The following is a 23744-nucleotide window of genomic DNA, read 5'->3' as shown; positions in this document are numbered from 1 at the left end:
GATGCGGATGAATGATGAATTGCTTTACCTGCAATTTCCATTCGTCTTTTACATTCATAATTAATCATTCATAATTCTTTATTACCAATCATGGCTAAGAAAATATTTTTTGATACAGAAGCCCGCGAGCGCATCAAGAAGGGTGTTGACACCCTGGCCGACGCGGTTAAAGTTACCCTCGGACCTAAAGGCCGTAACGTTATTTTAGATAAGAAATTTGGTTCACCAGTCATCACCAAAGACGGTGTAACGGTAGCCAAAGAAATTGAACTGAAAGATGCCATGGAGAACATGGGTGCTCAGTTGGTAAAAGAAGTAGCATCGAAAACGGCTGATTCGGCTGGTGACGGTACGACAACGGCTACCGTTCTGGCACAGGCTATCTACTCAATCGGTGCCAAGAACGTGGCTGCCGGCGCTAATCCAATGGACCTGAAGCGGGGCATTGAGAAAGCCGTTTTGGCGGTTGTTAAAAACTTGTCTGAGCAGGCACAAACTGTTGGAGACGACTTCAGCAAAATTACGCAGGTAGCAACGATCTCGGCCAACTACGATGAGGAAATCGGTTCGATGATCGCTGAAGCCATGCAGAAAGTGGGCAAAGAAGGTGTTATCACGGTGGAAGAAGCGCGTGGAACGGAAACCGAAGTTAAAACGGTGGAAGGGATGCAGTTCGATCGCGGTTACCTATCGCCTTACTTCGTGACCAACACCGAGAAAATGGAAGTTGAACTGGAGCGTCCGTTCATCCTGATTTCGGAGAAGAAAGTATCGTCCATGAAAGAGTTGCTGCCCGTTCTGGAGCAGGTAGCTCAAACCGGTCGTCCGTTGCTGATCATCGCAGAAGACGTTGATGGTGAAGCATTGGCTACGCTGGTTGTGAACAAAATCCGGGGTGCCCTGAAAGTAGCCGCTGTTAAGGCTCCTGGCTTTGGTGATCGTCGGAAAGCGATGCTGGAAGATATTGCTATCCTGACGGGTGGACAGGTTATCAGCGAAGAGCGTGGTTTCAAACTGGAAAACGCTACGATTGATTATCTGGGACAAGCCGAAAAACTGCTGATCGACAAAGACAATACGACTATTGTTAATGGCGATGGTCAGAAAGAAGACATCACGGGCCGCGTGAACCAAATCAAAGCCCAGATCGAAAACACGACATCGGACTACGACCGCGAGAAATTGCAGGAGCGTCTGGCTAAACTGTCGGGTGGTGTGGCTATCCTCTACATCGGTGCTGCTACCGAGGTAGAAATGAAAGAAAAGAAAGACCGTGTTGACGATGCCTTGCACGCAACCCGCGCTGCCGTTGAAGAAGGTATCGTAACCGGTGGTGGTATTGCCCTGATTCGTGCCATTCCGGCCCTTGACAGCATCAACGCTATCAACGAAGACGAGAAAACGGGTATCAACATCATCCGTCAGGCGCTGGAGTCACCACTCCGCACGATCGTAGCCAACGCTGGTGGTGAAGGTTCAGTGGTTGTAAATAAGGTGAAAGAAGGTACGGGTGGCTACGGCTACAACGCCAAAAACGACACCTACGAAGACCTGTTTGCTGCTGGTGTTATCGATCCTAAGAAAGTAACGCGTCTGGCGCTGGAAAACGCAGCCTCTATCGCTGGTCTGTTGCTGACGACCGAGTGTGTTATTGCCGACGAGCCAGAAGAAGCTCCAGCCGGTGGTGGCCACGGTCACCCAGGCGGCATGGGCGGTATGATGTAACATCCGCTTCGCTAGTCTATAAAAAAAGCCCCGGTCTTTTGGCTGGGGCTTTTTTTTGTTGTGAATAATGATCGAATAATACGGCATTCACTCCGGCTCATGGGTATGTCACTGTAGTAATAGGACTAAAGTCCATCATACTCCGCCCACTGCTTAAACCGTACTAAATTGTGATTCATCATCGGATGCAGAAGCCGGGGTAATTACCGTGATGGGGGTGGGAATGAGAATTGGATGAGGCAGACTTTCGTAAACAGTATAAGTTACACCCAACGACAACACTTTCAGCCCGGTGCGGGCGAAGATCAGGCTTTGCTGAATCATAAACATGAGCAGGACGGTCCCCCAGTTGCTCATGGGAATTAGGGCATCGAGCAGAAAGTAGATACCAAACAAAGCTGAACCGATAAGAATAAGAAGCCAGTATAAGCCATAGGTTCGGGCTATGTTTTTGAGCACCAGCCGACCAGCCCGACCGAACGCCCGGAATGGGTTACGCTCGTCTTCCCGAAACATCAGGACTTTGGCATAATCGCCAATGCACAGCAGTAAGGTACTGGTAAGAAGGAAGAGCGCGAAAAATACGGCTCCAATCCAGAACAGTCCTCGTTCTGTCAGGGAATCGCTCAGAGCAAAACCAGCCAGCGAACCCGCCAACAGCCAGATTATCGTTTCGACCAGAATAAACAGCATCGTTACGCCGAAGATTTTCAAAAATCGCCCAACGTACTCGGCACATCCCTGCCAAAATGAACCAGCGTTGAATGGGGTGCCGGGTTGAGCAAAACGCAGGAGGATACCCCCGGCAAAGAAAATACTCAGAAAAATGTACAACACACCCAACAACCGGCCAACGCTGAAAAGTGGCGAAAGGGCCTTTTGGCTATTATGCATGAAATCGGAGTAAACGGTATAATTAAACCCATCCAGCAACTTCAGGAAAGCCATTGAGCTATGCGCTTCAGCGTTAAGCGTGTTATAAAACGGCAACGTCACCAGCAAACCCAGCACCAGCGTGACGCAGTAGATGAGTCCTATCAATCGGATTGATCCGGACGTTTGACGAAGTGCGTTACTTAGTACGTTCATGGCGTGTTCCCTTCAGCGTGTTACAAGGGCTAAAAATTCACTCGTTTGGGAGATGCTCTTTCTGCACAGGCTCCTTCTGGAGCGGATGCTCAGTTCTTATTTTCTCCTGTAATTTCAAAAAACCATCGATAAGGGCCTCGGGGCGGGGTGGGCAGCCGGGCACATACACGTCTACCGGAATAATGCGATCCACCCCTTTTACTACGTGATAGCCATGCTGCCAGTAAGGACCACCGCAGTTGGAGCAGGACCCCATCGAAATAACGTACCGGGGTTCGGCCATCTGCTCATATAAGCGTCGGATACGATCGGCCATTTTGTAGGTTACCGTGCCAGAAACGATCATGATGTCGGACTGACGGGGAGAAGGGCGCGGGAAGATACCAAACCGTTCGAGATCGTAACTGGCCGTCATGGCGCCCATCATTTCAATAGCGCAGCAGGCGAGTCCGAACGTGAGGGGCCACATCGATTTCTCCCGCGACCAGTTTAGCAGGTCTTCGGAGTGCATCAGCATGACGCTGGCTTCACCTGATTTATCGGATGCGGGATGAGTAGCCATTTAGTTATTAGTTTGGGGTAATCGGTTAATAAAATCCTGCTGATATCGTGCGCTGTAAGGCTCCAACTGGCGAAACAGGTTAAGGCTGGCGTCTTCATTTTTTGGCGGACGAATCGTTCGGCTGGTCGATACGTTATGTAGTGTTGATCCGGCCAATGCCCCGCCAGCAGCGCCACCTGCCGCAGCAAATGTCAGAATCAGACCGTAGGTAAACAAACTTCGGGGCGGAACCCTTTGAAGGGATTGGTTCGTTATGAATCCCAGCATGAGCCCTCCGACAACGGCTCCACTGATAACCGCGTTCTTTTTGTTTTGCCGACGAATAACTACTTTCAATACATCGTCCAGCGGAATCCTACTCTCTGGTTCATAGGGGTCATTCCCAATGTACAGATATGAACTTGTTACCTCTTGTAATAAGCCTGAAAAATAATTTCCTGAGCTTGTTTTAACTTTCACGTGATATCCTGCAACAGCTGGTTGCTGTGCCCATAGGGTATCAGTCAGGAAACAACCCGTAAATAGCGTTAGCCAGAAGTAGCGAAACAGGGACCAGGTCAACGTTTGTAACGGTCGTTTACCTGTTGATACAAATGCGGGGGTACTTTCGTTTCCAGCGTTGGCACTTTAGGTTGAGGCTTCACCCAGTCGAGGTAGCCCTTTGCCCACACGTAGGCCAGCCCCAGGGCCAGAACGGCAACGAACAGGATAACTTCTACCAGGGCAAACCAGCCCCACCTACCACCCGTTGCACTGATCAATCGCTCCTGACCGAATACGGTGGCCCACGGAAACAGAAAAACCAGTTCAACATCGAACAGGACGAACACTAAGGCAATCACATAAAATCGGATGTTGAACTGCACGTTCGCGTTCCCGGCAGGCTCCTCACCCGATTCGTACGTGCTGTTCTTCTCAACATTCGGTTTGTTTGGCCGCAGTAGACGCGCCACAAACAATACGATAGCTACGAACGCAAACGCGGCCAGAATAAACAGCAGAATTATACCGAACTGGGAGAGCATGAATGGACAGGTTTGTAGTTTATGGTTTATAGTTTACGGGAAGCGAATGCAGCAGTAATCCATGCCGGTCCGCCGGTGCGATCAGCTGACCGTATACTACAAACCATAAACCGACTACCTCGCTACTTCTTCTTTTTGGGAAACAGGTTATAAACCAGTGAGACTTGCAGGTTTCGGTTGTAATAGGCAGCTGTTGCTTCAGGCGACACGTTGGTAAAGCCGTATATGTAACGGACATGCAAACTGAATTTATTGAGCATGTCCAGGAAGTCGTAATGAGCTCCCACGGCTATACCAAGATCACTATTGGCTCCAGGGCCACCAGTTTGTCCGGCATTGAGGGCATAACTAAATTCAGGGCCGGCCTGTAGGGTCAGGCCTTCCGTTGGAATGTAGCCAAGCATCAGCGGAATACTGGCATAGTAATAGGAAACGCCCGTTGTAGACCGCGTTCCGCCATTCTGTTCCTGCTGAAACGTACCCCCTCTAACAGACAGTATTACTTCGGGCTGCACCACATAGCGGTTGTACCGGTACCGGTACATGAGGCCCAGATGAGGCTGTAAACCTCGTTTTGGAATATTGACAGTAGAACCCGAAATGGCTATCTGCGTGAATGAGGCACCAACTTTCACCCCAAAATGCCCACCAATGGGCTTGTCGCTTTGGGCCTGCGCGACGAAACAAGAAGTTATCAGGCAAACAAAAAACAGTAATCGATACGTATGCATACAGAACTGATAAGGTGAACTACTCCTCCGGCCCGGTTTCGTCCAAAACGCAGGAGTAGTACAAAATTGGTTAAAAAAAGTCAGGAAGCCGTTGTCTACTTTCAGTGTACGGCTATCCGGACCAATTAATTAAGCCGTGGATCGACCGGGTAATGGGCAATGGATTTGTACTCCCCCCCCATTCGTTTCAATACGCCCCGCCAAAACTCGCTGGTTGGTGTGTCGAACAGAAAATCAGCATTGATGTGGCTGATGATCCAGGATTTCTGACGCAGTTCGTCTTCTAGTTGCCCCTCACTCCAGCCCGAGTAACCGATAAAAAAGCGGGCATCCCGTTCCGTGAGCGTTCCCAGATTGACAGCACGTTTGATCTGGTCAAAATCACCACTCCAGTACAGCCCATCCACCACCGGAATCGAATCATCGATGAGGTCGGGGCGACGGTGGATGAAGTGGAGCGTGTTTTGTTGAACAGGTCCACCCACAAACACGGGGAGGTCGGCCTGAACTTCTTCAATGACATCGCTCAGGTGAATGTTAGTCGATTGATTCAGAACAAGTCCAAATGTGCCGGCCTGATTATGTTCGCAAACCAACACGACACTACGCTCAAAATTAGTATCGCCCATAAATGGCTCGGCAATCAGCAGACTTCCGTTCATTACAGAAAATGGGGTTGTATTCATAAAACGCTGGTCATTAAATGGTCTAATAAAACGCTTTTTTCAACCACTATATTCATTAAAAAGTCTTAAATACGCTATCGCAAAATGAGATATTATTTATACGGATTACGCAGTTGAACAGATTTCAGTGGAACCAGAGCATCTATTCAGTAGTATACTTATTGGGCAGATTACTTTTAAATGGGCAAAACATACGGTATGAAACAACCAATTTTTAATCGGCGGGGCTTTCTCCAGCAGAGTACTTTAGCAACAGTAGCCACCCTGGCAGGGACTAGTATTATTTTCGCCGATAAAATACCCCCTCATTACCGGCCACTCGCCTTCGACTACGATCCACTCAAAGGAAAAAGCCCTGAAATGACCGTGCTGGGCGACAAACCCTGGAATGTGGAGCCGCCGGTTCATCTGCTCGACGATGCCGTTACACCGGTCAGCAAAATGTTTATTCGAAACAATGGCCTGATACCAACCGACCCCATCAATCCGGCAACCTGGACCCTGACCATCAATGGCGAATCGGTGAAAAGTGCAAAAACATATACCCTCAATGATCTGAAAAAGCGATTTAAGCCCTACACCTATCAACTCGTGCTTGAGTGCGGGGGCAATGGTCGGGCGGGGTATCAGCCACAAACATCCGGTAATCCGTGGGAGCAGGGTGCTGTAAGCTGCGCCGAGTGGACGGGTGTTCGGTTAAAGGATATTCTGGCCGATGTGGGTATAAAAGATGATGCGGTATATATCGGTTATTACGGCAAAGACCCGCATTTGAGTCAGGACCCCACCAAAGTAGCCATCTCGCGCGGGGTGCCCATGAAGAAAGCGCTGGAAGAGGAAACGCTCATTGCCTGGGCGGTAAATGGGCAGGATATACCGCTGGAACATGGCTATCCGCTCCGTTTGGTAGTAGGTGGCTGGCCCGCATCCACATCGGGCAAGTGGCTGCACACGATTGCCGTTCGTAACAAAATACACGACGGAGCCAAGATGGAGGGGCATAGCTACCAGGTTCCCATTCGACCCGTGGAGCCGGGTGAAAAAGTTGCCGAAACGCCCCAGAACTTCCGCATCATCGAGTCTATGCCGGTGAAGTCGCTGGTAACTTATCCCAAAACGGGGGCCATGGTTGATATAAAAAAGCCATTAGCGATACGCGGCCATGCCTGGGCAGGTGATCGAAGCGTTGCCGAAGTGCATACCTCTATCGACTACGGCGCTACCTGGCAGAAAAGTAAGTTGTCACCGCCCAAAAACAGGCTGGCCTGGCAACAGTGGTCGGCCGAGTTGGCCTTTCCGCAACCCGGTTACTACGAGGTATGGGTACGGGCAACAGACGACAAAGGCGTTACGCAGCCTATGGTTATTCCGCAATGGAATCCGGGTGGGTATCTGAATAACGCCTGCCACCGCATTGCAGTCAAAGCAGTTGTATAAAACCGTTCACATAAAATAGGATTTCCCATTGCTCAACCAATAGCCGTATGAATGGAGTGAAAATAGCTTTCTTACTGGGTGCACTACTTATTGGCCTGGCCAGTTTTCGGAACAATTCCGTAACCCAGTATTCCAGCGCAAAACCACCTTTCAGGGCCGATACGCTAAAAAAAGATGCCGAAAGTGGCCTCATCGATGCACCGAACCTGATGATGGTAAAAGCGCAGTGTACGGCCTGCCACTCCTCAAAACTTATTTTACAGCACCGTTTTACGCGGGCAGGCTGGGTAGACCGAATCCGGTGGATGCAGAAATACCACAAGCTCTGGGATTTGGGCGAATCAGAAAAAGTCGTTCTGGACTACCTCGAAACATATTACGGCCCGGCGTCGATGAGTGACAAAGGCACCTTCCGACGCCCCCCCATGAAACAGGTTAAATGGTATAAACTGGAGCCATAAATCCCGGGAGTAAACGCTACGGGGCTGTGGTGTTTACTCCCGAAAGGCCAGTCCTATTTTTTTGCCGGAGAGTTGCTCCAGCAACGGGGGCAATAGCTGGTGCGCATTCTTGCGCGTCTGATCCAGAATACCCCCATCCAGCGCTGATTGCCTGACCTGACGTTCGGCTTTCTTGTAGGCATCACTAACCAACATAGATTGATCCAGAAACGAAAACCGCGTATCGTACACCCGCGACCGGTCGTGGTTTATTTTCCAGGTGCAGAGTTCAGGGTTGGGCAGGTAAACCGTTATTGAATCGGTGGTAGCCTGAATGTCATCAGCAGTAATTTTAGTCAGGTCGATGCAGCCGGTTGCTTCGCCTTCCACAATTAGGATGGCGTTGGCATTGGGCAAGTAGGTATTCACCTGCTCATGCTCCACAATGTCCTTGAAGGTGTATTTCACCAGTTCCAGTTTACCCAGCGCCTTGATTTCCTTTAGCACAATGCTTTGCGTAGTGTTATCACCCCGCCGGAAACGACTGAGCATATCACTCCCCCGAATCTGCTCCCAGATGGCCAGCAGACCGGCAACGAACAGGGCAATCAGAAATAAACGCAGCAGGGCATTAAGTAGTCGGGCCATGGAATAGTGGTGTTTCCTGGGGTTTGACCAGGGGTCAAAAATAAACTCCTGACTTACTAACGAGCCAGGAGTCTTGAAAAGTAAACGATATCAATAAAATCAGTAGTCGTGCTTTTGCTCTACGACCGATTGTTTTTCTAAATCGAACAGGTCATTCAGCACATCGATAAGCGTTTCGGCCTCTCCCCGCTTGCAGGCCGCTTTAAGCTGCAGGACGGGAAGTTTGATGATCTTCTGCATGATGCCCCGGGTAATCTTATCAATCTTCTCCGACTCATCCACCGTCAGGTGCTTCATGTGCCGGGCAATCTCATCCCGACGAATCTGCTCCAATGCATTTTTGAGTTTGTTGATGGTTGGGGAAACGACCATCTCTTTCGACCAGTCGCCAAATTCAGCTACGGCCTGCGTCACGATAGCTTCCACGCGTGGAATGGCAGCCAGTCGCTGATTCAGGGCTTCATCGGCCCGACTGCGGATGTGGTCGATGTTATACACCAGCACGCCGGGAATCTGTTCAACGGCGGTATCCACACTGCGGGGAACCGATAGATCAACAAAATACTTAAACGTCAATACATCAACCTGCTGCAACAGGTCGGGCGTAATGAGCGGCTCATCGCGCATGACCGATGATATAATAACATCGGCCCGACGAATTTCTTCGGTCAGGTTGGCGAAGTCAGCCACGCGGAAATTATACTGACGGGCTAATTCTTCGGCTTTGGTATGAGTCCGATTACAGAGGGTGATATTAGTCAGTTTCCGGGCTTCCAGATTCTTGCAGACATCGGTCCCGATTTCGCCCAGACCAATCACCAGTATAGTCGGGTTCTGATGATCGCCCACTAATTCCTCAATCAACTCCACAGCTGCGTACGAAACGGAAGCAGCTCCATCGCGAAAGGCAGTTTCCTGCGCTACCCGCTTGTTGGTGAAGAAAATGGTGTGCATAAGACGGTGCAGGAACGGGCCGGCCATTTCCATATCCGCCGACCACTGGTATGACTGCTTCACCTGGTTCGGTATCTGCATGTCGCCTACCACCTGCGAGTGTAAACCTACACACACTTCAAATAAATGCCGGATGGCCTGATCATTAGCCGCGAAAAACTGAAAATACGGCAGGTAATTATCCGTATCTGTCAGCCCTTTCTCAATGAGTAACAATCGGGCAATTTCGGTACTTACGTCCTGCTCAAACGCGTAATATACTTCCGTCCGGTTGCAGGTGGAAATCACCAGCAAATCGGACAATCCAAAAAAATCACGCAGACGAAGCATGAGTCTCTTCGCTTCTTCTTCGTTTAATGCAATCAGTTCGCGCACCTGCAAGGGAGCTGTTTTGTGCGATAAACTAATTGCTTTGAAGGTATCTAACATGGTACTGACATTGCCTTAACTGGCCCGTGGCCTCTACAAAATTACGGCATAATTGCCGGATATAAATACGACCTGTAAATGTCGGCGGTTTATTTATAATCCATCTAAACAGATTGCATCTCACGCCTGTGTTCTCTACGAATAGAAACGTCTTAACTTGGTCATACGTTCAAATCTGCACATTTACGCCTGTTTTATCGTTTAGTAAAAAACGTCCATCCTTATTCGTTAGAGTAGGGTTACCCGGTAATGGTTTAGTGGGTAAGCTACTTTACTTTTGTGCGGGTAAACGCTACTTTTCAGGCAGCTATTTTCAGGATTTGCTGCCCGTATCCCATGCTGAAATCATTCGATATTTATAATCAGAATAATATTCTGAAAATTATTGTGGCCCTGAATCTCCTGCTTGTTGGCACAGGTTCGCTACTATACACCGACCGGCTTATTAATAAACTGGAAGACCGGGAAGAGCAGTATGTGCAGCTTTACGCCAGGGCATTAGGCTATCTGTATGGCTCAAGCCACCCGGATGCGGGCGATCTGACCTTTGTAACGAGTGAGATTTTGCAGGCAAATCAGACGATCCCCGTCATTTATGTGAATCAGAACAACCAGATATCCGCTCAGCGCAATCTTGATATTCCGGAAGGAACTACAGATGATCAAATGGAGCCTTTTCTTCGGCAAAAAATTGCTGAGATGAAAAAAAAGCATGATCCACTGATGGTTGAAATGGGGGATGACCAGCGTGGGCTGGTGTACTATACAAATTCGCGACTACTGCGTCAGTTAGCCTATTTTCCGTATGCGTTGCTGGCTATCCTTACGGCACTGGGCGTATTGGCTTATCTGGCCTTTAGTTCCTCGCGCCGGGCGGAGCAGAACCGGGTTTGGGTTGGTCTGGCGAAGGAAACGGCTCACCAACTGGGTACACCCATGTCTTCATTGATGGCCTGGGTGGAGTACATGCGCTCCGACCCCGACCAGTTTGACGATTCCATTACCGATGAAATCGAAAAAGACGTGCAGCGGCTGGAAACCATAACCGCCCGTTTTTCGAGCATTGGCTCCGTACCCACGCTGAAAGAGGAGAACCTGAATGACGTGGTGCAACAGTTCATCAATTACCTGGCAAGGCGCATTTCGACGAAAGTGAAGATGACTTTCGCCACCCAGTTACCACCCGACCAGATGGTCCGAATTAACAAACTATTATTTGAATGGGTCATCGAAAACGTCTGCAAGAATGCGGTCGATGCCATGAAAGGAGTAGGCGGGTTGCAGATAAACATACTACCCCTATCGCAGCGACAGGTAGCCATCGACATTACCGACACGGGTAAAGGCATCTCGAAAGCCAACATGCAGAAAGTATTTTCTCCGGGCTTCAGTACCAAAAAACGGGGTTGGGGCTTGGGCTTAACGCTGGCAAAGCGTATCGTGGAAGAATACCACCAGGGCCGGTTGTTCGTCAAAAGCTCCGAAGTCGGCAAAGGCACTACGTTCCGAATTATCCTGAATAGTGGGTCGCCTGCTTAAATTAATTTTCAGAGTACTGTTATCGTACGTAAGGCAACGTGATCGTATCGGTTTCGATAATATTGCTAGCATTAAAAGCGCGGTCCCGAATGCGAATCTGAAACTTAGTCGGATAGAATACATTGGTTGTCCCGTACGGAAACGTCTGATTGAAATCCAGTGTCCCTTCAATCGCTCCTTTGGGCTTCCCTTTGGTGAGGTCAGGAAAGAATAACGTGGTAAGAACCGGCTGGGGGTACTCTACATATTGCTTATTAATAAGTCTGAATGCTTTTATTTCATAGTTACCCCAACCGCCATTAGCCGAATAACTGGAGGTGGTAGCTTCGGTAGGATTATCGACTCCAAGATTACCATCTCCGTCTTTGAAGCCGATAGTAATCACAACGGAGTCCCGCTTAGCTTTACCAACGCCCGTACCGGCATTAAGGGAGTATTTGAACAGCCCTTTAAAGTCAATTTCGGGGGTACTCGAATAATTGGGTTCATTAAAACAGGCCGACATTGTCAGGACCAGTCCGAACACGAATAAATACGGTTGAATTTGTTGCCGTCGCATACTGTTGTACTCGTTGTGCAATAAACGATTTTGTTATCTTGTCTTTTTCATTAACACTTTCCGACGGGGCTGCTGTTCTTCGGCAATCACTCCGGCAGCAAATCCTGGCAATCAGTTTGGCCCCACCACACCAGCACGCCTTCGAATCGCTGGCGTTAGCTGTTTTCCGGTATCAGGCCGTTCATAATCCCCTCTACAACGCGTATCTGGCTCATTTGGCTACGCAGCCCGAACAAATTACCAGCCTTCGACAGATACCGTTCATGCCCATTGGCTTTTTCAAAAACCACGCGGTTTTAACCGGTATCGACTGGGCAAAAGCGACGACTAAAGATACGCTAACCTTTGCCAGCAGCGGCACTACGGCCGAAAAAAGTCAGTTGACCAGTCAGCATTTTGTGCCGGATTCAGCCCTCTATGATGCGATCAGCACCCGAATTTTCGAGCGGGCGTACGGCCCACTACAAGATGTCCGGATTCTGGCATTACTTCCCTCCTATCTTGAACGAAATAACTCCTCGCTGGTGTATATGGTTCAGCGATTTATGGCCCGAAGTGCCCGTCTGCCAACCAAAAATGGGGAGACTTCCGGGAATGAGGATGGTTTTTTCCTGCATAATCACGCAGCCCTGACCGAGCAACTAAAACAACTGGCCCGGCAACCCGACCAGAAAAAGATTTTGCTTATCGGGGTAACGTTTGGCTTGCTGGACTGGGCGGAATCAGCCCAGGATCTGGCGTTTTTGGGCGACTTGCCGCAATTGATTGTGATGGAAACGGGTGGCATGAAAGGTCGGCGGAAAGAATTACTGCGCGAAGAAGTACACGACATACTAACCGACCGGCTTGGTGTGCAAACCATCCATTCTGAATACGGAATGACCGAATTACTGTCGCAGGCTTACTCGACTGGCGGGGGCGTTTTTCAGCCCGGTTCAACGATGCGGATCGTATTGCGGGATATCAATGACCCTTTCCATCTGTACCCCAGGGATTATACCCGTACCGGCGAGCGTCGCACCGGCGGCATCAACGTGGTAGATTTAGCCAATCTGGACTCGTGTTCGTTTATCGAGACGCAGGACCTGGGTCAGTATGTTGGCACAGAGGAAGATTTCCGGGTTATTGGCCGGTTCGACAATTCGGATATTCGCGGCTGTAACCTGATGATTATCTGAGGAGATTGATTGTAGGCTGCTGCCGCACGGTTCTTTTCATGACAGTGGTATCGCGAAAAAGACCGTGCGGCAGCAGCCTACCAATTATTAATACAGGCTACGTGTACAGCTTTACGTCTTCCAGCGAAATTTCGTCGCCACACATAATCACCAATCGTTCGATGACGTTGCGCAGTTCCCGAACGTTACCGGTCCAGGGTAGCGACTGAAGGAAGTTTATGGCACCGGGCGTCAGCTTTTTGGGGGGGGCATTGTAATCGGTGGCAATGTCATGTAGAAACTTATCGGTCAGGAGTGGAATATCCCCGCGTCGCTCTGCCAGGGCTGGTACGTGAATCAGAATAACGCTCAGGCGGTGGAACAGGTCTTCGCGGAAGTTGCCGTTTATAATTTCTTTTCGAAGGTCCTTATTGGTCGCTGCAATGACCCGTACATTTACTTTGATTTCCTTATCACCACCTACCCGGGTAATCTTGTTCTCCTGCAAAGCCCGCAGCACTTTAGCCTGCGCCGACAGGCTCATGTCACCAATTTCATCAAGAAACAGCGTACCCCCATCTGCCTGTTCGAACTTACCCACCCGGCGGGATGCGGCTCCGGTAAATGCCCCACGTTCGTGACCAAATAGCTCACTTTCAATCAGTTCACTGGGAATGGCAGCACAGTTTACTTCCACTAGTTGTTGCGTGGCCCGGCTTCCTTTTTCGTGAATCTGCTTGGCCACCATCTCCTTTCCGGAGCCATTTGGCCCCGTTACAAGTACCCTGGCTTCTGTAGCCGCTACCCGATTTATGGTATCCTTAACTTTTTTGATCGGATCGGATTCCCCGATAATTTCATTGAGTTTATAGATACGCTTCTTGAGCGTTTTCGTTTCCTGAACCAGTTTAGACTGTTCAATCGCGTTGCGGACGGTAATCAGCAACCGGTTAAGATCAGGTGGTTTCGTAATAAAATCGAAGGCTCCGCGCTTCGTTGCTTCTACCGCATTCTCTACATTGCCGAAGGCCGAAATCATCACAACCTGCGTGCTTCTTTCAGCTTCATTCACCTTCATCAGTAATTCCAGGCCGTTCATCTTAGGCATTTTGATGTCGCACAAAGCCACGTCGTACTTTTTGTGCATAATCATGTCCAGCCCTTCTTCACCATCTTTCGCTTCGTCGACCTCGTAGCCTTCGTATTCTAAAATATCGCGTAGAGCAGCCCGAATTTGTTTTTCGTCGTCCACGATAATTAGTTTGGCCATAAACTGGGTAAATTTTTATTTAATAGATTAGTACAAGCCCGAAAATAGGTGATTTTATATCGGAATTCGATACATAAGCAACTAATTTTTCATTAAACGTATTTCTTTCTTTACCAATTAAGCGAATAAGTAATATACGTTCCCTACTTTCCCGATAGGGAAATATAAACACAAATAACCAACTAATTTACCACAAACCATCCTTCATCAAATTCATTCTCTCCTATTTAGGCAGCGACAGGCTCACTACTTCCGTAACGTTCGTCCGCGTATCGACCGGACGAACTCGAAATGAGTACGAGTAAGGCTTGTTTGTCGGTAGTTGGTATTCGGGATGGACACGTGGTGACCAGCTATCATCACCACCAAGTCCCATCTGTGCCATATCGACATTTACCACAATAACATCACCACGCTCCACCTCCTGCGCATCGGGTTGTTTAGCGTTCAGCAACGTATCGTCGGTATAATCCCGAACGTTGATACTGAGAAAATGATTATCAACTCCGTCACTCATAATTAGTAGTCCCATACCTGTTGCATCGGTCAGCTTAGCCCAGCGCACATCGGTCTTGTTGCCATTTTCCTGCGCCATGGTGTATGGAAAAAACTGTTCAGAAACCTTGGCTTCGTACCGGCCGACTTTAGACGCATCTTTCCTGTCTGGGTAACTCTCAAACGGACCCCGACCGTACCAAGTCAGGTCAGTAAAGACAGCAGGCATCTGAAATTGCAGCCCAACCCGGGCCAGGGGCGGTAGGGTGCCGGAGGGTGTGTAGGTGGTTGTAACCAGTACATCGCCAGTTCCATAAACAGTATAGTCCGTTTGCTGGCGGATACGCCCTCCTTTGCCTATCACATCATTAATACAGCTTACCAGCACGGTTTGCGTGTGGCTCTCGACGGCAAAATCTACCGGATAGGCGATTGCGGTATCAAGGCCTGCTTTACGCCAGCGGGCAGCGAAAGAAGCGGCCCCTCCTCCTTCATCATTATCAGTAGGAACGCGCCACAAACTCGGCTGAAAATCCTGCGCCAGCAGGTTCTTGCCTTTATACATCCACTCCTTTAGTGATCCGGTGGCCTTATCGAACACCAGAGCAAAATCTTTTCCCCGAACCGTTACGCCCGTTGCCGTAGCGGTAGCCTTTACGGGCGGAATACGGCTCATATTCATAACGGTAGCGGGCAGGGGGTCGGCTTTAACGGGAAACTGACCGGAAGCCACTTCATGCCCGGCGGATGCCCAACTCGTTGCCTGCTTCAGTCGTACGCTGATATTCAGAAAATATTCTCCCGACTGAGCAGCCCGTTTGGCGAGCACTGCCGCCGAAGGTCGTGCATTACCATCAATCAACCGGGTATCCACTAAAGCTCCCAGTTTGACAGGCAGGGTCAGTACCTGCGTTTGGCCAGGCCTGGCTACCAGATTATTTTCTGCCCCCCGCTGCACAACGCTCCCGTTCCTGATCAGTTCCCACTCCAGCCTGAAGGGTTCGAGCGATTGAAAATTGTAGGTATTCCGAACGTTTATTTTGATGGGTTGGCCCGCCAGCAACGGGGCCGGTGGTGCCAGTTTTATGGACTGGTAAACAAATTTAACCTCGTTAATTTCGGGTTGGGGGGTGCGGTCGGGATTAACCAGCCCATCGCCCGCATTGGCCCCATCGATGTGATTGATATGGTCTGTGAACGCTTTGCCGTCTTTATTTTTCAATCGCAGCCCCTGGTCAACCCAATCCCAGATAAAGCCCCCCTGCATCCGGGGGTACTTGTCGATAATGGACCAATAGTCGGACAGATTACCGACGCTGTTTCCCATAGCATGGGCGTATTCGCAGATAATCAACGGCCGGTTGGGGTCTTTCTCCATCAGTTTTACCATGTCATCGACTGACGGATACATGGTCGAAATAATATCAAAACTGGTTAGCGATGTGCCGGTATAGGGCTGTCGGCCTTCGTAATGAATAGGCCGGGAAGAATCAATAAGGCGCACAATATCGGCCATCCCTTTAAAATTCGACCCCATGCCCGTTTCGTTCCCCAGCGACCACATAACGATAGACGGATGGTTTTTATCCCGGTCCACCATAGCACGTCCCCGCGCCACAAAGGCATCGCGCCACTCTGGTTTAGCGGCCGGGGTTTGCTCCTTCGACCACAGATCGTGGCTTTCGATGTTCGCTTCATCAATCACATACAATCCATACTCATCACACAGGTCATACCAGTCCGTTACGTTCGGGTAGTGCGACGTCCGGACAGCGTTGATATTATGTTGCTTCATCAGTTTAATGTCCTGAATCATGGACTCCCGGCTGATAACCCGCCCCGTATTCGGATCGAATTCGTGCCGATTAACGCCCTTATAAACAACTGCTTTCCCGTTCAGCAGGAGTTGTCCGTTGGCCAGCGTCATTTCCCGAAAACCAACCCGCTGACTAATAGCTTCTGTCGGTTGCCCACCCGTTCCAATCAATTGCATGGTAAGTGTGTATAATTCAGGAGATTCAGCACTCCAGAGGGCAGGCGCTTTCACGGCCTTCTGCAACCGAAAAAAACGTTCCTGCCCCGTATCGGTCATATTGTCCGAATCGATGGTTTCCGTAAAAACGACCGCTTTTTTTGCATCGTACAGGGTAGCGCGAAGCTGATAAACGGGCGGTGTCCGTCCGGGAGCCAGGTTTCGGACGTTGGCCATAATTTTTATCGTCGCGTTTTTATACTGCTCATCCAAGTCCGTCAGAACGGTCAGGTCGCGCAGGTAATTTCTGGGAGTCGAGACGAGGAACACATCGCGAAAAATACCCGAAATCCGCCAGAAATCCTGGTCCTCCAGGTAGCTCCCGTCCGACCAGTTGATAACCTCCACCGCCAGTAAATTTTCTCCCGCCTTTAGCTTATCGGTAATGAGAAACTCGGCCGGTGTCATGCTGTCTTCATGGTACCCGACCAATTCTCCATTCAGGAATACCCGGCAGGTAGACTGGACACCCGCGAAATGAAGAAATATATTTCGATCCTGAAAATTGGCCGGAGCCGTAAAGCGAACACGGTACAGGCCAACGGCATTTGTATCTGAGGTGATACGTGGGGGCGTAGCGGGAAAAGGGTGCTTTATATTCGTAAAAATAGGCCGGTCATACGCCCTGCCTTCGCGGGCACCAACAACCTGCCAGTTTGACGGAACGGGCAGGTTATCCCAGGACTGGTCGTTGATTGACGGCTGATAAAAATCATTCGGTACCAGCAGGGGATGCTTCACCCAGCGAAATTTCCAGGTCCCGTTGAGCAGGGTAACGTTGGGCGACGTACGCCAGTCGGCAGTATTGAGTGCCTGTTGTTCATTGGCAAACGGTATTAGTGTGGCATGGGGTTTTTCTGTATTCACACTGATAACCTCAGGATTCTCCCAGTCGGGCAGATTCTGGGCAATACTGGTTACTATCGTTAAAGTTGTTAAAAATAGACAGCTTAGCAGGCGTTTGTACATCGTGAACACGTTTAGTTTATGACACAGGCGATTAGTTTTGCGGAGTGGCTTTGTAAAGAAAAAGTCAACTTAACTCTTGATAAGTAGGTTACTATGAATTTCCTGAAAATTTAATCCTCTCGTTAAACATTATGATGGCTCGAAGTTTACTCCTTTGTTTTTGCCTAATCCTACTGACGCTGACCGCTCCGGCGCAATCGCGCCGGCGTGCCCAGCTAACAACGCCCCAAAATAATGGCCCGGTGCCGGTTGTTTCGGCTCCGCAGATACGCTTGCTGGAGAGCATGATATTTAACAGCTCCCTACTGAATCGGCAAGTCAAATATTCGGTTTATCTCCCGCCCGACTATTATGTTTCCAACCGGCGCTATCCCGTCGTGTATCTCCTGCACGGGTTGGGAGATAATGAAACCGGATGGGTTCAGTTTGGGGAGGCCGACCGTATTGCCGATGAAGGCATCAAATCCGGCGAGTTACCACCCATGATTATCATCATGCCCAATGCAGGCACTACCTGGTACGTAAATGACTTTGAAAATAAAGTCCGGTACGAGGATATGTTCGTACAGGAACTCGTGCCGCACATCGACTCCATGTTCAGAACGCGTACCCAGCGTGAATACCGGGCTATATCGGGCCTGTCGATGGGTGGGTTTGGTTCATTGACCCTGGCCATGCACCATCCCGAGCTGTTCAGTTCCTGCGCAGCATTGAGTGCGGCTGTCCGCACCGACGAAACCATTGCCAGTATGCCCGACGAACGATATAATACCGTTTTCGCCCCTATATTCAGTGGGCCCGTGAAAGGGCAGGAACGGCTAACACTCACCTGGAAACGAAACAGTCCCCTTGTACTGGCCCGGTCGGCTCCGGCAAACGACCTCACTCAGGTACGCTGGTATATTGATTGTGGCGATGATGATGCGTTGACAGTTGGTAATGCCATGCTGCACATTGCCCTGTTAGATCGAAAAATCCCGCACGAATACCGCGCCCGCGATGGTGCTCATACGTGGTCGTACTGGCGTACTGGTCTGCCCGATGCACTAAAGTTTATCGGAACGGGTTTTCATCGCTGACACTAGCGTCTTTCCCGCTTCTGAATCGGGATGATGGCTTCGGTTTCATCCCAGGCCAGAATCATATCGGTTCCGTTAGCTGTGGGCGAAAAGCTGATGTAAAACTGCTCCGCTTTGGGACTATGTTCACGCGAAACAATGGGCACCCGCACTATATCTTTGGTCTGGTCGTAGTTGGTACCCCACTGGCCCGTTTCCCGGTTAAAAATAGCGATCCAGCCATCTTTTGATGGGATGGTCCAGAGGGAGTACTCGCCCTCGTCCAGCGGCTGTCCGGCTACGAGTACGTTTTGATCAAAGTCAACAACAGTCGCTTCATTGGCTCCCGTTCGCCAGACTTCACCATAGGGAACCAGGCCACCAAAAATTTTCCGTCCTTTTTTGTAAGGCTGGCAGTAATCTACTTTAATTTTAAGCCCATTCTGATCGACCTGTGCTATGGCTTCAGGGCTACCTGATTTTGTCCAGCTACGCAGTGTAAAAAAGCCGATGAGCGCAACAGCGGCAATAATCCCAAGGATAATAAGCAGACGTTTCATGGTTGGTCAGGTGGTTTTAGACTGATATTCTGCAAGGTAGGAAGTGTTTTTATAAGTTGTAGCCTTTCCCCAGTCTGCTTATCTGCCCTACCAGCCACCTATGTCATTCCGACAAGCTAAAAATAAAGCGGCTGAGAAGCCGCTCCGGGAAATTAGAGTATAATGCCGGCAACAGCTTTTATTTTTCCGCGAGTAAATTAGTTACCCGTCTGATGCCCATAAAACGTCGTTGATAATAACTGGCCTTCAGGTAATCGTACCGGACACCACCACTCCAGGCAGAATGGATAAATTTTATCTGGTCCCCAATCACTTCGGTAATCATACCGACGTGACCAATACGGTTACCTCCGGCATCGTGTCCTTTAAACAGAATCAGGTCGCCGGGCTGGGCGGCTTCTTTATCGACAGCCTTACCAACCGTACCCTGAGCTGCGCTGGAGTGAGGGAGAGAAATACCGAATTGATTGTAACAGAAGCGGGTAAAACCTGAGCAATCGAAGCCCCGTGTAGTTGTTCCACCCGAGCGATACCGAATAGAAAGGTGCTTTTTGGCAAAACTGATTACTTCATGAACGACCGGAATTTGTTCGTAAAAACTAGTCTCTTTTGGTGTTACGGTGGGTATATTCTGAGCTTGAACGATGCCAAACGAGACAGTACAAAGTACTGTCAGGAGCACTTTTTTCATTATATAATAGGGTTAAAGTCAAGTTAGGTTCATAAAAGTAGTTTTTTTTCAAAAAAGGACCAACTCAAATGAGGATTTTTCTCTACACTTTACCCAATTTTTTTCGTGCCAGTTTTTATAAACAATTGACCTTTAGATAAATAAAGGCAAATTCATCTTTCTTCCTCAACGGTTGAGAAAACTATTTTCACGCGTTACTCATAAAAAAAGCTGTCCGTCGTAAAGAGATTGTGGCTCCTTACAACGGACAGCTTTTTTTACGTGTTGACAATCAACCTAAAACCAGCCCGCTCCCAGATTTCGGAAGGGCCAGGGAATAGAAGCCAGAATGAGCAACAACCCTATTCCGTAGAAAGTAGCCACCAGTCGTTGTTTGGCCGTGGCATCCGAAGCGCGTTTGGAGCGGGAGTAACCAATAGTGATCAGGATAATAGCAATGAGCATACCGGTTGTGTGCTCAACGCTGTAGAAACGGTACAGTTTCTCGCTCATCATACCGAAATTTACTTTTGGGCTGATGAACAGAAGTACGATACCCAGCAGTAACTGCGTGTGTACGGAAATAAGCGTAAACAGGTATAGTTTGCGATTACCGTCGGTATAGCCGCCCCGCCCCTGCCACTTACCAATGGCCGTAACTACAGCAGCAACTAACAAAACGAGGGCTACCCACCGAAGCCCCGAGTGAGCATGTACTAATCCAGAATACATAAATCAGACTATTTAATGAATATATCAGTTTCTGAAAGCAAAGAAACAACCAAACAGCCAACTTACACCGACAATTGTACGTTTGTATGGCAATGATTCTTTACAACACGACCTATAGCGTTGCCACCGAGGTAGCCGATGACTGGCTGCGGTGGATGAAACGGTTCTTTATATCAGCCGCCGAAGCCACAGAACTGCCCGTTTCCCACAAAATTCTCCGCCTGCTTACCGAGCTTGACAACGGAGGTATCACCTATTCATTTCAGTTGAATTTTGAAACGATGAGAGACTATATTACGTATCAGGAACTACACGCCGACGCCCTGCGTCAGCGTATGCAGCATCGATTTGGCAACCAGTTTCTTTCGTTCGATACCCTGCTGGAAGAAGTTTAACTGAACGGTGTATCTTTTACCACCTGGCTCGTAAAAGAGCGGAAGCTTCAAAGCAGGCTTATAGTCCAAAAACAAGATTTATTTAAACGATAATTGGCAGAATAGAAAAAAACAGTCTCGCGGATAAGAATATGTTGTAGATGGCCAAACAAAAACGAAGCTGGATGCTTATAGTAGAAGGTAAAGAACCTTCTTTTTTGTACGGTCAACTCAACATCTATGACAAAGCTCATGAACTATAATGGGTCCCTTTCGCCAGATAAACACTCATCTGATGTGTGGGAGCACAACCCGCAAAATGTTGCCTTTATTGGTGACTACCTGCCCCGGCAGTGCGGCATTGCTACGTTCACCTCCGACCTTTATGCATCCTACAATTCCTTCATCACCAATTCCAATGCCATTGTCGTCTCGGTAAACGATACACCGGAGGGCTATGACTATCCGGGCGAAGTTCGATACGATTTTTACCAGCACGACCAGAACGCGTATCAGAAAGCGGCTGAGTTTCTGAATGCGAAAGATGTTGATGTGGTATGCCTGCAACATGAGTACGGCATTTATGGCGGCTCGGCCGGTAGCTATATCCTGACGCTGTTGCGCAACCTGACCATGCCAATCGTTACCACGTTTCATACCATTTTAAAAGATCCCAATGAAGAACAGTTGCTGGTGCTGAAAAGCATTGCTGATTTATCGTCCCGGGTGATTTGTATGACGGAGAAAGGGCGGAATTTCCTGGTTAACATTTACGAAGTACCCGATGAAAAAATAGACGTCATTCCCCATGGCATTCCCGATATGCCTTTTGTCGACCCGCACTTTTACAAGGACAAGTTTGGGATGGAGGGGAAACAGACGCTGTTGACGTTTGGCTTGCTATCGCCCAATAAGGGAATTGAGAACATGATTCAGGCACTGCCTAAAATTGTGGAGCAACACCCAAATGTGGTTTATATGGTGCTGGGCGCTACGCATCCGCACCTGCTTAAGCATGAGGGAGAAGCCTATCGGAACAGCCTGAAAAAACTGGCGGCCAGCCTGGGCGTGCGGGATCATATTCGTTTTTACAACCAGTTTGTTGAACTGGCCGATTTACGGGAATACCTGGGTTCGGCCGATATTTACATTACCCCTTACCTGAATCCAGCCCAGATTACGTCGGGCACGCTGGCCTACGCCTTCGGTTGTGGGAAAGCGGTAGTGTCGACCCCCTACTGGCACGCCGAAGAGCTCCTGGCCGATGGCCGCGGGGGATTGGTACCCTTTGGCGATTCGGAAGCTCTGGCTACGCAAATTATCAACTTGCTGTCGGATGAACCTACCCGCCATTCTATGCGGAAGAAGGCCTACCTGATGGGGCGCGAAATGATATGGGAGCAGGTCATAAAATTGTATGCTCACTCCTTTACCCAGGCCCGGCAAGAACGGATGAGCACCATCAACAATGAAGTGCCTTACGTAATGGGTGCTCACACAAATGGCGCTTTCAAACTGCCCGAGTTAAGGCTTGATCATCTGTTTCGGCTGACCGATTCGACTGGCATCGTGCAGCACGCCCGGCATCACCTGCCTTATTACGAGGAAGGCTATTGTACGGATGATAACGCACGGGCATTGATTCTGACCCAGATTTTGCAGGAAGCCGGGCTGAACGATCCCAAACTGGCCCGGACCGCCGATAATTACTGTGCCTTTATCAATCACGCCTACGCACACGACTACCGGCGCTTCCGTAATTTTATGAGTTACGACCGGCGTTGGCTCGAAGAGGTAGGTTCCGACGATAGCACCGGTCGTACCATCTGGGCATTGGGTACCTGTATTGGCCGGTCTACCGACCGCAACACGGTTGCCTGGGCGATGAACATGCTGGAAAATGTACTCTCCGGCGTGTCGTCCATGACATCTCCCCGCGCCTGGGCCTTTTCATTGCTGGGTATTCATGAGTACCAGAAAAAATTCAATGACGACCGGCTGGCTAAAAACATTCAGCGGCAGTTACTCGATAAACTGATGTTCCGCTATACCGAAACGGCTATGGAAGACTGGCCCTGGTTTGAGAACGCACTAACCTACGACAATGCTATCCTGGCGCATGCCCTGCTGCGCTCCGGTAATGAGCGGCTGGTAGAGACTGGTCTCGCTTCGCTGCGGTGGTTAATCGACCTGCAAACCTCGCAGTACGGACACTTCCAGCCCATCGGGTCCAATGGTTTTTACACCAAAGGCTTTCCCCGCGCTTTTTTCGATCAGCAACCACTGGAAGCGCAGAGTACAGTATCGGCCTGCCTGGCCGCCTTTGAAGTTACGGGGGACGAGGAATGGTACCGCACCGCAATTCGAATTTTCAAATGGTTCTCGGGTTTTAATGACTTGGGCTTACCATTATATGACCAGCAAACCGGTGGATGCCGTGACGGACTGCACATTGACCGGGTCAATCAAAACCAGGGGGCAGAATCGACGCTTTCGTACCTGATAGCGCTGGCCGAGTTACAGTTGGCCCACAAAAAACAGGTTGCAGCAAAGCCCATCAACGTAAAAATGCCCATACTGATGAACGGATAAACGGTCAACGA

22 protein-coding genes are annotated in these 23744 nt (G+C 49.4%); 8 read left to right on the top strand and 14 right to left on the bottom strand.

Annotation, left to right across the window (positions count from 1 at the left end; all coding sequences use genetic code 11):
• Positions 1–90: 90 nt before the first annotated feature.
• Positions 91–1725, top strand: a complete 1635-nt coding sequence (gene groL, locus B157_RS0100845) for a chaperonin GroEL (protein WP_020601478.1) — start codon at positions 91–93, stop codon at positions 1723–1725.
• A gap of 153 nt (positions 1726–1878) precedes the next feature.
• Here groL and B157_RS0100840 read toward each other — a convergent pair whose 3' ends face one another.
• From B157_RS0100840 to B157_RS0100815, 6 genes are all read right to left on the bottom strand, one after another.
• Complete coding sequence (locus B157_RS0100840; protein WP_026308390.1) at positions 1879–2814, bottom strand: hypothetical protein; 936 nt, start codon at positions 2812–2814, stop codon at positions 1879–1881.
• A 37-nt stretch (positions 2815–2851) separates the two neighbouring features.
• On the bottom strand, positions 2852–3376 hold the full coding sequence (locus tag B157_RS0100835; protein ID WP_020601476.1) for an NADH-quinone oxidoreductase subunit B: 525 nt from the start codon (positions 3374–3376) through the stop codon (positions 2852–2854).
• Positions 3377–3937, bottom strand: a complete 561-nt coding sequence (locus tag B157_RS0100830; protein WP_020601475.1) for a hypothetical protein — start codon at positions 3935–3937, stop codon at positions 3377–3379.
• The gene (locus B157_RS0100825; RefSeq protein WP_020601474.1) at positions 3934–4401 is read right to left on the bottom strand and encodes an NADH-quinone oxidoreductase subunit A; all 468 of its coding nucleotides are present in this window, start codon (positions 4399–4401) and stop codon (positions 3934–3936) included. The genes B157_RS0100830 and B157_RS0100825 overlap by 4 nt, the downstream gene beginning before the upstream one ends.
• Before the next feature lie 122 nt (positions 4402–4523).
• Positions 4524–5132, bottom strand: coding sequence for a porin family protein (locus B157_RS0100820; RefSeq protein WP_020601473.1), 609 nt, complete (start codon positions 5130–5132; stop codon positions 4524–4526).
• Positions 5133–5257: 125 nt separating this feature from the next.
• Positions 5258–5794, bottom strand: coding sequence for a YqgE/AlgH family protein (locus B157_RS0100815; protein ID WP_020601472.1), 537 nt, complete (start codon positions 5792–5794; stop codon positions 5258–5260).
• A gap of 222 nt (positions 5795–6016) precedes the next feature.
• Here B157_RS0100815 and B157_RS0100810 point away from each other — a divergent pair, with 222 nt between their 5' ends.
• Both B157_RS0100810 and B157_RS0100805 read left to right on the top strand, forming a co-directional pair.
• Positions 6017–7255, top strand: a complete 1239-nt coding sequence (locus tag B157_RS0100810; RefSeq protein ID WP_026308388.1) for a sulfite oxidase — start codon at positions 6017–6019, stop codon at positions 7253–7255.
• Between the two features lie 47 nt (positions 7256–7302).
• A complete protein-coding gene (locus tag B157_RS0100805) occupies positions 7303–7716 on the top strand; it encodes a hypothetical protein (protein ID WP_020601470.1) in 414 nt (137 codons plus the stop codon).
• A gap of 33 nt (positions 7717–7749) precedes the next feature.
• Here B157_RS0100805 and B157_RS0100800 read toward each other — a convergent pair whose 3' ends face one another.
• Positions 7750–8343: a DUF4230 domain-containing protein gene (locus B157_RS0100800; protein WP_020601469.1), complete on the bottom strand. Its 594-nt coding sequence runs from the start codon at positions 8341–8343 to the stop codon at positions 7750–7752.
• A gap of 99 nt (positions 8344–8442) precedes the next feature.
• Entirely contained in the window at positions 8443–9726 is a 1284-nt protein-coding gene (gene hemA / locus B157_RS0100795; RefSeq protein WP_020601468.1) for a glutamyl-tRNA reductase, read from the bottom strand.
• A gap of 336 nt (positions 9727–10062) precedes the next feature.
• Between hemA and B157_RS0100790 the strand changes: the two genes are divergently transcribed.
• A complete protein-coding gene (locus tag B157_RS0100790) occupies positions 10063–11265 on the top strand; it encodes a sensor histidine kinase (RefSeq protein WP_020601467.1) in 1203 nt (400 codons plus the stop codon).
• A 19-nt stretch (positions 11266–11284) separates the two neighbouring features.
• Here the strand turns inward: B157_RS0100790 and B157_RS0100785 are convergent, their stop codons facing one another.
• Complete coding sequence (locus B157_RS0100785; protein WP_020601466.1) at positions 11285–11824, bottom strand: hypothetical protein; 540 nt, start codon at positions 11822–11824, stop codon at positions 11285–11287.
• Positions 11825–11862: 38 nt separating this feature from the next.
• Between B157_RS0100785 and B157_RS0100780 the strand changes: the two genes are divergently transcribed.
• Positions 11863–13002, top strand: a complete 1140-nt coding sequence (locus tag B157_RS0100780) for a hypothetical protein (protein WP_020601465.1) — start codon at positions 11863–11865, stop codon at positions 13000–13002.
• A gap of 97 nt (positions 13003–13099) precedes the next feature.
• On the opposite strand, the gene B157_RS0100775 is transcribed toward B157_RS0100780, so the two are convergent.
• On the bottom strand, positions 13100–14251 hold the full coding sequence (locus B157_RS0100775) for a sigma-54-dependent transcriptional regulator (RefSeq protein ID WP_020601464.1): 1152 nt from the start codon (positions 14249–14251) through the stop codon (positions 13100–13102).
• 223 nt (positions 14252–14474) lie between these two features.
• Positions 14475–17747: a beta-galactosidase, LacZ type gene (gene lacZ / locus B157_RS34095; RefSeq protein WP_020601463.1), complete on the bottom strand. Its 3273-nt coding sequence runs from the start codon at positions 17745–17747 to the stop codon at positions 14475–14477.
• A 131-nt stretch (positions 17748–17878) separates the two neighbouring features.
• Here lacZ and B157_RS0100765 point away from each other — a divergent pair, with 131 nt between their 5' ends.
• On the top strand, positions 17879–18826 hold the full coding sequence (locus B157_RS0100765; protein ID WP_020601462.1) for an alpha/beta hydrolase: 948 nt from the start codon (positions 17879–17881) through the stop codon (positions 18824–18826).
• A 2-nt stretch (positions 18827–18828) separates the two neighbouring features.
• On the opposite strand, the gene B157_RS0100760 is transcribed toward B157_RS0100765, so the two are convergent.
• From B157_RS0100760 to B157_RS0100750, 3 genes are all read right to left on the bottom strand, one after another.
• Positions 18829–19365 (bottom strand): DUF2911 domain-containing protein, encoded by a 537-nt coding sequence (locus B157_RS0100760; protein WP_020601461.1) that lies wholly within the window; start codon positions 19363–19365, stop codon positions 18829–18831.
• A gap of 178 nt (positions 19366–19543) precedes the next feature.
• Complete coding sequence (locus B157_RS0100755; protein WP_020601460.1) at positions 19544–20056, bottom strand: C40 family peptidase; 513 nt, start codon at positions 20054–20056, stop codon at positions 19544–19546.
• A gap of 276 nt (positions 20057–20332) precedes the next feature.
• Positions 20333–20767 carry a hypothetical protein gene (locus tag B157_RS0100750; RefSeq protein ID WP_020601459.1) on the bottom strand — a complete coding sequence of 145 codons (435 nt, stop codon included), beginning with the start codon at positions 20765–20767 and terminating at the stop codon, positions 20333–20335.
• A gap of 86 nt (positions 20768–20853) precedes the next feature.
• On the opposite strand from B157_RS0100750, the gene B157_RS0100745 reads away from it, so the two are divergent.
• Positions 20854–21162: a DUF4286 family protein gene (locus B157_RS0100745; protein WP_020601458.1), complete on the top strand. Its 309-nt coding sequence runs from the start codon at positions 20854–20856 to the stop codon at positions 21160–21162.
• 219 nt (positions 21163–21381) lie between these two features.
• Positions 21382–23733: a glycosyltransferase family 4 protein gene (locus B157_RS0100740; RefSeq protein ID WP_026308386.1), complete on the top strand. Its 2352-nt coding sequence runs from the start codon at positions 21382–21384 to the stop codon at positions 23731–23733.
• Positions 23734–23744: the final 11 nt, after the last annotated feature.

The sequence above is a fragment of the Spirosoma spitsbergense DSM 19989 genome, assembly GCF_000374085.1.
Lineage (GTDB): Bacteria > Bacteroidota > Bacteroidia > Cytophagales > Spirosomataceae > Spirosoma > Spirosoma spitsbergense.
This window is presented reverse-complemented; position numbering and strand designations above follow the sequence as displayed.